The 10673-nt window shown below is 37.6% G+C and carries 11 protein-coding genes; 4 read left to right on the forward strand and 7 right to left on the reverse strand.

Translation table 11 applies throughout. The features are described from left to right. Positions 1 to 10: 10 nt before the first annotated feature. Positions 11 to 253 carry a helix-turn-helix domain-containing protein gene (locus ACIR131C_RS0117300; RefSeq protein ID WP_028091213.1) on the reverse strand — a complete coding sequence of 81 codons (243 nt, stop codon included), beginning with the start codon at positions 251 to 253 and terminating at the stop codon, positions 11 to 13. Positions 254 to 625: 372 nt separating this feature from the next. Between ACIR131C_RS0117300 and ACIR131C_RS0117305 the strand changes: the two genes are divergently transcribed. Continuing rightward, positions 626 to 4612 (forward strand): magnesium chelatase subunit H, encoded by a 3987-nt coding sequence (locus tag ACIR131C_RS0117305; protein ID WP_028091214.1) that lies wholly within the window; start codon positions 626 to 628, stop codon positions 4610 to 4612. A gap of 179 nt (positions 4613 to 4791) precedes the next feature. Next, a complete protein-coding gene (locus ACIR131C_RS0117310) occupies positions 4792 to 5436 on the forward strand; it encodes a transposase (RefSeq protein WP_028091215.1) in 645 nt (214 codons plus the stop codon). Positions 5437 to 5532: 96 nt separating this feature from the next. Here ACIR131C_RS0117310 and ACIR131C_RS0117315 read toward each other — a convergent pair whose 3' ends face one another. Continuing rightward, positions 5533 to 6783, reverse strand: coding sequence for an STAS-like domain-containing protein (locus tag ACIR131C_RS0117315; protein WP_028091216.1), 1251 nt, complete (start codon positions 6781 to 6783; stop codon positions 5533 to 5535). Between the two features lie 51 nt (positions 6784 to 6834). On the opposite strand from ACIR131C_RS0117315, the gene ACIR131C_RS0117320 reads away from it, so the two are divergent. Together ACIR131C_RS0117320 and ACIR131C_RS0117325 are read left to right on the forward strand one after the other, a co-directional pair. After that, positions 6835 to 7083 carry a hypothetical protein gene (locus ACIR131C_RS0117320; protein WP_028091217.1) on the forward strand — a complete coding sequence of 83 codons (249 nt, stop codon included), beginning with the start codon at positions 6835 to 6837 and terminating at the stop codon, positions 7081 to 7083. A 57-nt stretch (positions 7084 to 7140) separates the two neighbouring features. Beyond that, entirely contained in the window at positions 7141 to 8310 is a 1170-nt protein-coding gene (locus ACIR131C_RS0117325; protein ID WP_028091218.1) for a DNA cytosine methyltransferase, read from the forward strand. Between the two features lie 18 nt (positions 8311 to 8328). Here the strand turns inward: ACIR131C_RS0117325 and ACIR131C_RS0117330 are convergent, their stop codons facing one another. From ACIR131C_RS0117330 to ACIR131C_RS23145, 5 genes are all read right to left on the reverse strand, one after another. After that, positions 8329 to 9126, reverse strand: a complete 798-nt coding sequence (locus ACIR131C_RS0117330; RefSeq protein ID WP_028091219.1) for a hypothetical protein — start codon at positions 9124 to 9126, stop codon at positions 8329 to 8331. A 15-nt stretch (positions 9127 to 9141) separates the two neighbouring features. Next, positions 9142 to 9456 carry a hypothetical protein gene (locus ACIR131C_RS0117335; protein WP_028091220.1) on the reverse strand — a complete coding sequence of 105 codons (315 nt, stop codon included), beginning with the start codon at positions 9454 to 9456 and terminating at the stop codon, positions 9142 to 9144. Next, positions 9431 to 9688 carry a type II toxin-antitoxin system RelE family toxin gene (locus ACIR131C_RS0117340; RefSeq protein ID WP_028091221.1) on the reverse strand — a complete coding sequence of 86 codons (258 nt, stop codon included), beginning with the start codon at positions 9686 to 9688 and terminating at the stop codon, positions 9431 to 9433. Before ACIR131C_RS0117340 ends, ACIR131C_RS0117335 begins: the two co-directional genes overlap by 26 nt. Continuing rightward, positions 9689 to 9904: a hypothetical protein gene (locus ACIR131C_RS0117345; protein ID WP_028091222.1), complete on the reverse strand. Its 216-nt coding sequence runs from the start codon at positions 9902 to 9904 to the stop codon at positions 9689 to 9691. Between the two features lie 431 nt (positions 9905 to 10335). Then, a complete protein-coding gene (locus ACIR131C_RS23145) occupies positions 10336 to 10599 on the reverse strand; it encodes a type II toxin-antitoxin system VapC family toxin (RefSeq protein WP_231395489.1) in 264 nt (87 codons plus the stop codon). Between the last annotated feature and the right edge of the window lie 74 nt (positions 10600 to 10673).

Consider the following 10673-nt stretch of genomic DNA (forward strand, 5'->3'; position numbering starts at 1 on the left):
CTCAAGAACATTATTCATTGTTTTCAATATTATATTCTGCAAAAAGAGCAGAAATTGAAATCCCCAATGCTTTAGCAAGCTTTTCTATATTTTTTAAGGAAGGATTACGAGTACCCAATTCAATCCCTGAAATGTAATTACGATGAAGGCCAGATTTTTCTGCAAGCTGCTCTTGCGACAAGTCTAACTCTCGCCTTCTTCGCCGAATTGCTTTTCCAAAACGGTATTCAATTTTATGTTGTATTTTTTCCACATTAACATTTTTCAACACTCAGAGAGTAAAGTCTATACATTATTAGTAGAGTTTTGCACACTATAAGTTGACATAGTATAAATTAATAAAAATATCCGCCATTTGACCTCATTATTAATTGACTTTATAGTTAAATAACAGCAAGCCCTATGTAAACAAAATTTAAAAACAGGTGAGAGAACCTGCATTCTTTGTTAAGATTTATTAATAAATGTGTTGTTTTCTATATCATTCTATGTCAGATATAGGACAAAACCCCCACAGAATCCGAGTTTTCTGCTAAAAAACTCTTATTGCCGAAAATAATTGAAGTTACAAACGGTTATACCGCGACTAACTTCATGAGAACACGCTTGAAAGGAGCTTATTTGAATGTTTACCCAAGTCAAGTCCACTATTAGACATATTGCACCTGACGATTTACGGGGACGTAAATTAATCAAGGTTGTCTATGTCGTGCTAGAATCCCAATACCAAAGTGCATTATCGCAAGCGGTACGGGAAATTAACGCTAATCATCCCAGCATAGCAATAGAAATCAGTGGATACTTGATTGAAGAACTACGCAACTCTGAAAATTATGGAGAATTTCAACGCGATATAGCTAGTGCTAATATATTCATTGCTTCTCTAATTTTTATAGAAGACCTAGCACAGAAAGTAGTTGCCGCAGTTGAACCCCATCGTGATAATCTAGATGTATCCGTTGTCTTCCCCTCCATGCCCGAAGTTATGCGCCTCAATAAAATGGGTAGCTTCTCTTTGGCGCAGTTAGGACAATCTAAAAGCGTAATTGCTAACTTCATGAAAAAGCGCAAAGAGAAATCTGGCGCTGGTTTCCAAGACGGAATGTTGAAGTTATTGCGGACACTTCCCCAAGTGCTGAAATTCCTCCCCATGGAAAAAGCACAAGACGCGAGAAACTTCATGCTCAGTTTTCAGTATTGGCTAGGTGGTTCAGCGGAAAACCTGGAAAACTTTTTACTGATGCTGGCTGATAAATACGTACTAAAAGGCATAGAGAAAGAAAGCTTTGTCGCTGCTGACTATCAAGCTCCAGTTGTTTATCCAGACATGGGTATTTGGCATCCTTTAGCACCAACCATGTTTGAGGATGTGCGAGAATATCTTAACTGGTATTCTGCTCGCAAAGACATTTCTAGTCACCTTAAAGATCCCCTTGCACCATGCGTAGGTTTGGTATTACAACGGACTCACCTCGTTACTGGTGATGATGCCCATTATGTGGCAATTGTGCAGGAATTGGAATCATTAGGGGCAAGAGTTCTACCTGTATTTGCCGGTGGTTTGGATTTCTCTAAACCAATAGAAGCTTACTTCTATGAACCAATTACCAAAATGCAGTTAGTAGATGCGGTAGTATCTTTAACTGGTTTCGCTTTAGTCGGTGGACCGGCTAGACAGGATCATCCTAAAGCCATTGAAGCATTAAAACGGTTAAATCGCCCTTACATGGTAGCCTTGCCCTTGGTCTTCCAAACCACCGAAGAATGGCTAGATAGCGATTTGGGGTTACATCCCATTCAAGTGGCTTTACAGATTGCTATACCCGAACTAGACGGCGCAATCGAGCCTATCATCCTATCAGGTAAAGATGGGGCAACAGGCAGAGCGATCGCTTTACAAGATAGAGTAGAAATAGTCGCTCAACGGGCATTAAAATGGGCAAATCTGCGCCGTAAACCCAAACTAGACAAAAAAGTTGCTATTACCGTTTTCAGCTTCCCTCCTGACAAAGGTAACGTGGGTACAGCCGCATATTTAGACGTATTCGGTTCTATTCATGAAGTCATGAAAGGACTGAGAAACAACGGTTACGACGTGCAGGACATTCCCGAAACCCCCCAAGAGTTGCTAGAACAAGTCATCCACGACGCACAAGCACAATACAACAGTCCTGAACTCAACATTGCTTACAAAATGTCTGTGCCAGAATATGAAGCACTGACACCCTACTCCCAACGCTTAGAAGAAAACTGGGGACCACCTCCCGGAAACTTGAACAGCGACGGCCAAAATCTCTTGATTTATGGGAAACAATTTGGTAATGTGTTTATTGGTGTGCAGCCAACATTTGGTTATGAAGGCGACCCCATGCGGTTGTTATTCTCCCGTTCCGCAAGTCCCCACCACGGTTTTGCAGCATATTACACCTATCTAGAACGGATTTGGGGCGCTGATGCTGTGTTACACTTTGGGACACATGGCTCATTGGAATTTATGCCTGGTAAGCAAATGGGAATGTCTGGTGATTGTTACCCAGATCAACTAATTGGCTCAATTCCCAATCTGTATTATTACGCAGCTAATAACCCCAGTGAAGCTACAATTGCCAAACGTCGCAGTTATGCAGAAACAATTTCTTACCTAACACCACCGGCGGAAAATGCTGGTTTATACAAAGGGTTGAAGGAACTTAGCGAGTTAATTGCTTCTTACCAAACTTTGAAAGACACAGGACGCGGTGTTTCCATTGTCAATTCCATCATGGATAAGTGCCGTATTGTCAACTTAGACAAGGATATTCACATTCCTGAAACCGATTCTAAGGATATGACCTCGGAGGAACGGGATAATATCGTTGGTAACGTTTATCGTCGGTTAATGGAGATTGAATCGCGCTTATTACCTTGTGGACTGCACGTGATTGGTAAACCTCCCACTGCCGAAGAAGCGATCGCTACTCTGGTCAATATAGCTAGTTTAGATCGACAAGAGGAAGAAATTCAAGGTTTACCGGGAATTATTGCCAAAAGTCTCGGTCGCAACATTGAGGATATCTACAAGAACAACGATGCCGGAATTTTGGCAGATGTGCAATTATTACAAGATATCACCCTCGCTACCCGTGCGGCTGTTACAGCCTTAGTTCAAGAACAAATTGACGCAGAAGGTAGAGTGATAGCGGTTTCCAAGTTGAACTTCTTCAACATGGGTAGAAAAGAACCTTGGGTAGAATCACTGCATCAATCAGGTTACACCAAAGTAGACACCTCTGCATTAAAACCCCTGTTTGAATATTTGGAATTTTGCTTAAAACAAGTTTGTGCAGATAACGAACTTGGTGGTTTATTGCAAGGTTTAGAAGGTGAGTATATTCTCCCCGGTCCCGGTGGTGATCCTATCCGTAATCCTGACGTATTACCCACAGGTAAAAATATTCACGCATTAGATCCCCAATCTATCCCCACATCTGCCGCAGTCCAATCGGCGAAAATCGTCGTGGATAGGCTGCTAGAGCGGAATAAGTCAGAAAATGATGGCAACTGGCCAGAAACCATCGCCTGTGTCCTCTGGGGTACAGATAACATCAAAACCTACGGCGAATCCCTCGCCCAAATTATGTGGATGGTGGGAGTGCGTCCAGTTCCCGATGCTTTAGGACGGGTGAATAAGTTGGAATTGATACCTTTATCAGAATTGGGTCGTCCTAGAATTGATGTAGTGATCAATTGTTCCGGTGTATTCCGCGACTTGTTCATTAACCAAATGAACTTGCTAGACCAAGGTGTAAAAATGGCAGCAGAAGCTGATGAACCCTTGGAAATGAACTTTGTCCGCAAGCACGCTTTGAAACAAGCGGAGGACATGGGCATAAATCTGCGTCAAGCTGCAACTCGCGTTTTCTCTAATGCTTCTGGTTCTTATTCTTCTAATATTAACTTAGCGGTAGAAAATAGCACTTGGGACAGTGAAGCTGAGTTACAGGAAATGTATTTGAAGCGCAAATCTTTCTCTTTCAATTCTGATAACCCAGGTGTGATGGATGAGTCACGGCAGATTTTTGAAACAACTTTGAAAACTGCTGATGCAACTTTCCAAAATCTGGATTCTTCGGAAATCAGTTTAACCGATGTTTCCCATTATTTTGACTCTGATCCTACTAAGTTAGTAGCAAGTCTGCGTGCAGATGGGAAAAAACCTTCTTCTTACATTGCAGATACAACTACTGCGAATGCACAGGTAAGAACTCTATCGGAAACTGTGCGTTTAGATGCGCGGACGAAGTTGTTAAATCCCAAATGGTATGAGGGGATGTTATCTCACGGTTATGAAGGTGTGCGGGAACTTTCTAAACGGTTGGTAAATACCACTGGTTGGAGTGCGACTGCTGGCGCTGTGGATAACTGGATTTATGAGGACACGAATGAGACGTTCATCAAAGATGAGGAAATGCAGAAACGTTTGATGAATCTCAATCCTCATTCTTTCCGCAAGATTGTTTCTACTTTGTTGGAAATGAATGGACGCGGTTATTGGGAGACGAGTGAGGAGAATTTAGACCGGTTGAGAGAGTTGTATCAGGAGGTTGAAAATCGGATTGAGGGAATTGATTAATTCCTAATAATAAATGTAGAGACGTTTGATGTTGTAGAGACGTTCCATGGAACGTCTCTACATTTTGGGTAAAACGTTTTTACATTTTGTAATTTGTTCGTTATATTGTGGGTCATTTATTCATATTACATAACCCACATTTTTATTAATCGTAATTTTTCACATATATAAATAACACCATGACATTATTCAAAAATAAATATAGAGTTGAATCAACCAGATTACCAAATCGTGATTATTCACAAAACGGTTGGTATTTTGTGACGATATGCACTTATGAACGTGAATGGTTATTTGGTGATGTTGTAAATGGTCAAGTTCATTTATCAACAATTGGTCAAATAGCACAAAAATTTTGGGCTGAAATTCCTCAACATTCTAAAAATACATATATAGATGCTTATGTGATTATGCCAAATCATGTACACGGAATTATTGTCATTGATAATCCTGAATCTAAAGAAATTTCCCCAAGTAAAGACGTTACCCAATGTAGAGACGTTCCATGGAACGTCTCTACAAAATCGGATGGGAATGATAATTCTACAACATCGGATGATGATTTTGATGAAACAGATGTTTACAGGAATTTATCGAAAATGTCCCCAAAAGCAGGTTCATTGAGTGTAATTATTAGGTCATATAAAGCTGCTGTTACCCGTTGGTGCAATATGAATGGTTATCCTAATTTTGCTTGGCAACAACGATTTTTTGATAAAATTATTCGTGCTGATGGATCTGTGGATCATATTAGGGAATATATTATGAATAATCCTCTAAAATGGGATTATGACAAGAATAATTCATCAGGTTTATGGATGTGATATCAAATTTTATAAAGATGCGATATCCATGATGTAGAGACGTTCCATGGAACGTCTCTACATTAAATTAAAATTGATAATAATTATTTATTTTAGTTATTTTTTTTCAATACTATTCATCATTCTTTGAGCTACTGATCTATGTAGAATAGCTTGAGATACTTCATTCATATTTTTTATTCTAATAATACTTTGAAATCCATAAAAGCCATATATAACAACAAGTTTACCAATAAATTCGTCAGCAAAGCTGGAAGAAATAAGTCCCATTTCTGAGAAATCTAGAACAATTCGTGAAGCACCCATATTAATTATGTTAATCACGGATGTACGAATTTTTTCTCCGGCAATTCTTGTCCCAGATCCAGATGTATGATCCTTAATTAAAATACAATGTTCACCTGTATCATTTTCTAAATTTTCCAGAAATAAATTTACAGGTTGGTAGCCACCAAGAGCAGCTTTTATATCAATATCCTGACTCACATCAATTTGGAAATCAATAATTGTACCCTGATGATTTTTATCTATGAAAGGAATGTTAGAAAATGATTTAGATTCATTATTGCGTATCAATAATGAAGCAGAACCAGATGTAATACTTAGACTTCCACTATTATCTTTAATGATTCCTAATAAACCCCAGAGTCCATTACCCTGATTGGTTGTCTTGTCTCTAGTTATACCTTCTTTAATAGCCATAGTTATAGCATCAACAGGTGATTTTGGTTTATGAACAGATTGGGAAAGAGAACCATAAATTCCAATACCAGTATCAGCAATACACACGGCTAATCGTTTAGATTCAGGATGCACTTGAACCATAGCAAAACCTTCACAGGCTTGAGAATGATCAAAAACATTTCCCATTACTTCATCTAAACACCATTTAAAAGCCTCTAAAACCCCAGGGTTACATTGTATTCTTTCTCTAATAGCTTTTATCAATGCTGATGCTAGTTGATGTTCCATTACATCATCTTGAAATTTCCATATTTTTGATAAAGGATCTATTTCATTTGTTAAGATATTGGCAGTTGCAGGTAATGGAGCATTAAAATTTACTTTTGTAAGTATAGTAGGTTGATCATATAAATCTATATTAATATCGAGATTTCTGTAATGCTGAATTATAGCAGCTATGGGTACAGCAGAATTAGGAAAAACACCTTTAACATCTTGAAAAACAACTGATATATTTTTATAACCATTTTCATGTATGCTAAATAAAGCTCGAATAAACTGGCTTACACATTTTGGATGGTTTAGCTTTTGTATAATGATACAATCATCCTCTCTCCAAACGGAAAGTTTATCTTGTTCCTGGTTAAAACTATTTGAATTCATGGTTTATTAATTAATGCGGATGAGATGATATTGGCTTTATATTAACAAATTATGTGCATCTTTACAAACAGTATAATTACGCAAAATGATAACAAGTTTGTTAATGAAGCTACGTGGGATGCGATCCCTGTTTTGGGAATGTGGGATGCGATCGCTTTTGAGGATGTTGGGAGTGCGATCGCTGTTTTGAGGGTGTGGATGTGCGATCGCTTGTTGGGGATGTGGGGATGTGCGATCGCGTTTGAGGATGTGGAGGGTGCGATCGCTATTATTAAATGTAAAAGATGTAACCAATCATAAATATTGTATATTCAAGGAATATATAATTAGTGATATTAACAATTGGGAGCAAAAACTATGATAGATGGTAAAGCTATTTCTATTTCATTATTTACAGGTGCTTATGGTTTAGATTTAGGACTAGAACAAGCAGGTTTTCATACTGTAACTGTAGTAGAAAAAGATCGTGATGCTGTCAAAACAATAGCTCTTAATCGTCCATTTCTGCAAGAAAGTGCAATTTCCAGAGAAATACAAAATGTCACCTCTCAACAATTACTAGAAGAAGGAGGAAGAGTTTTAAATTTAGGACGTGCTTTACAACCGAGAGAAGTTGATTTAGTTACAGGTGGTCCACCATGTCAACCATTTAGTACCGCAGGAAAAAGAGGTTCAGTGATGGACCCTCGCGGTAGTTTATTTATGGACTTTATTCGTATTGTTAAAGAAGTTCAACCCCGTTTTTTCTTAATGGAAAATGTTAAAGGTTTGCTTTCTGCTCCACTGCGTCACAGAGCAATTAATCAACGCGGAAAAGATTACCCACCTTTAGAACCTGATGAAATGCCTGGTGCTGCTTTAAAAGTAGTATTATCAGAAATGCAAGCAATAGAATATAACGTAGTTTACAACCTTTTAGAAGCAGCAGATTATGGAGTTCCCCAAAATCGGGAGCGTGTCATATTTATCGGTTCACGAGATGGTGAAACTGCTACATTTCCTATTCCCAAATATTGTAAAAATGGTCAAACTTTACCTAAATGGAGAACATTAAAAGATGCTTTAACTGGGTTAGTTGATGCAGAACCAGAATTTATGTCTTATTCAGAAAATCGTTTAAAGTATTTGAAATTATTAAAAGCTGGACAAAACTGGAGACATTTACCAGAGGAATTAAAGAAAGAAGCTATGGGAGGTGCATATAATTCTGGAGGTGGAAAAGTCGGTTTTTATAGAAGATTATCCTGGGATAAACCTTCACCAACAATAACTACAAGTCCCCACCAAAAAGCAACAGATATGTGTCATCCTGTAGAATTACGTTGTTTAACTGTGCGGGAGTCTGCAAGGATTCAAACATTTCCCGATGATTGGATTTTTCATGGTTCTGTAAGTTCTAAATATAAACAAATTGGTAACGCAGTTCCCGTACTACTTGCGAAAGAAATTGGTAGTTATCTCTTTAACTTAATTCAAGGAAACAGATCGAAAGGTAAAGAGATAGCTGAACAATTATCACTTTTTTAAGTATAAATCAGCAATTTTCTATTTTGTAGCCAATTCAGCAAAAGCTTTATCAATTTTCTGTAACATATCTCGTATATGATTTTCCACTAGATCATAATCCATACAAATCATATTCCAAAATGTTTTACCAGCAATACGAGGAATGTTACTTCTGTCTGAAAAAGTCCATTTACCTAAATCAAAAGCTGCTATAAATAAAGGATTTTCATGAATACTTAATTCTTTTTTTGCTCTTGGTACTTGAGAACCAGTCAATGTTCCTTTTAAAGTTTTTAATTGTGGAAACTTAACTGTTTCTTCCGAAAAAAGTAAAATGTCAATTCCCGTAATTTTAATTCCAAATTCAAACTCCGGGTTAATAATATAAGGACTAATATTAGATATCTTTTCCCAGAGACTTCCCATTGTTGTACTCAAACTTCTTGTCACTGAATTGCTGGTAACTAGCAATTTAGCTCCACAGAGTTCAAAAAGATTGGACGGGTTAGGATGATCCTCAATTATTGCACTTTTCTTTTCAAAGTCTAATTTTAACCACTCAATAAAATCATCTGCAAATTTTTCAGTTTTACTACTAATCAACTGAGATTGTCTATCTAGTTCTAACACAGAACCGTTCTGTATATCTTGTTTAATTTGATACTTAAAATAAGCAGGTGCTATTAAAGAAAGAATTTTTCCGTATTTGTATGCTGTTTGCAAATCTTCATCTACAATGTCAGTCGCATCAATTAATGAAGCATGATGCAAAATTAGTGCTTTCCGTTCTTGGACAGAAAGTGGAATTAAAGTTTCAGCAGTTAATTCAGTAGACATACAAAAAATTAACCCCTAAATCACAATATTTACTGAAATTTTATTTGCTTGTTGGTGTAAAAGCTCAATAAGTACAAAGTTACTGTATAATGCTGTTTTGGGATGTGGGGATGCGATCGCTGTTTGGGGTTGTGTAGGAGAGCGATCGCTCTTTTGGGGTTTGGAAAGTGTGATCGCTTTTTGAAGATGTGGAGGATGTGCGATCGCTGTTGGGGATGTAGAAGATGTGCGATAGCTGTTTGAGGATGTGGGGATGCGTAAGCGTTGCGCTGCTGCAAGCAGTTCGCTTTTTGGGGATGTTGATCTAATAAATTTCTCTACGATGACCAATTCTAATGATAATGATTAATTGTTCTTCTATATCTAACTCATAAATAACTCGATAATCACCCACCCTTAACTTATAAAAACCTAACCATTGACCTGTAAGAGATAGAGGAGTTATCTGCTCAAAATTGAGACTTAACCATTCAATTTTATTCAGAATCCTCAGACGCACAACCTGATCTAAATTATCTAAATCAGTGATAGACTCTGATTCAAAACTTACAGAATAACTCATTTAACGTTCTATCCCGTACCTTTTATAAACTTCGGCTAGAGGAATAGTAGGTCTTCCTTCTTGACGTTTACGCCGGATTTCCAATAAACTCTGCTTAAATGATTCTTTAATTCCCTTATCCTCATCAGGATCACCGAAGTATTCATCTAGCATTTCATCTACTGTGTTACGGATTAAGTTTTGTAACTGTTCCGCCGTCATTTCTTTAATTTGCATAGTTTCTTTAAACAGTGAACTATAGGAATGATTATACCAGTTAAGAGAAAATATTGCGATAGCGAAAACTAACCTAGTAATCGCTGTTTTGGGATGTTAGGATGTGCGTAAGCGTTGCGCTGCTGCAAGCAGTTCGCTGTTTGGGAATAATTTAAGAAAGCGATCGCGCTCCGTAGGAATCAAAAAATTAAACTTCCTCATCTAAGAATGGCAAGAGATCCTCTAAATCTCTCGCTCCATGCAAAACCCGTAAAACCTCCACTTGTTCCTCAGTTTCTAATATGAATAAAATCTTATTAGTATCTTATCATTTTTTATTCTGGTGATGAATTTAGGCGTAAGCGTTGCGCTCCGCAGGAATAGCTGTTAGTGGGTTTGGAACGTGCGATCGCGCAAGCAATGACTTGTCAGTTCGCTATATTCAAAAATAATCAACTTATTAAGTTATTTAAAACCAAAACCGTTAACCCTGGTAAAGAAGGTAAACGAATATCATTTGTCAAGAAAAAAGACGCACCCCCATAAATAGCAGTGGCCATTTGAATAGCATCTAAAGAATGCAAATTATATACTGCTCTTAATTGTGCTGCTATTTCAGCTATATCTGGAGAAAGTTCTATAACCTTTAAAATTTCCTCATCCTCAAAGAGGATATCACGATACTGTTGAGATAATATTATATCTCCACGTCGCAAAGGATAAACTAGGCGTTGCTGATTAAGAGTATGATTTTATTTCACGCAGAGGCGCTTCAGGCGCAGAGAGTAAA

The organism is Dolichospermum circinale AWQC131C, assembly GCF_000426905.1.
GTDB lineage: Bacteria > Cyanobacteriota > Cyanobacteriia > Cyanobacteriales > Nostocaceae > Dolichospermum > Dolichospermum circinale.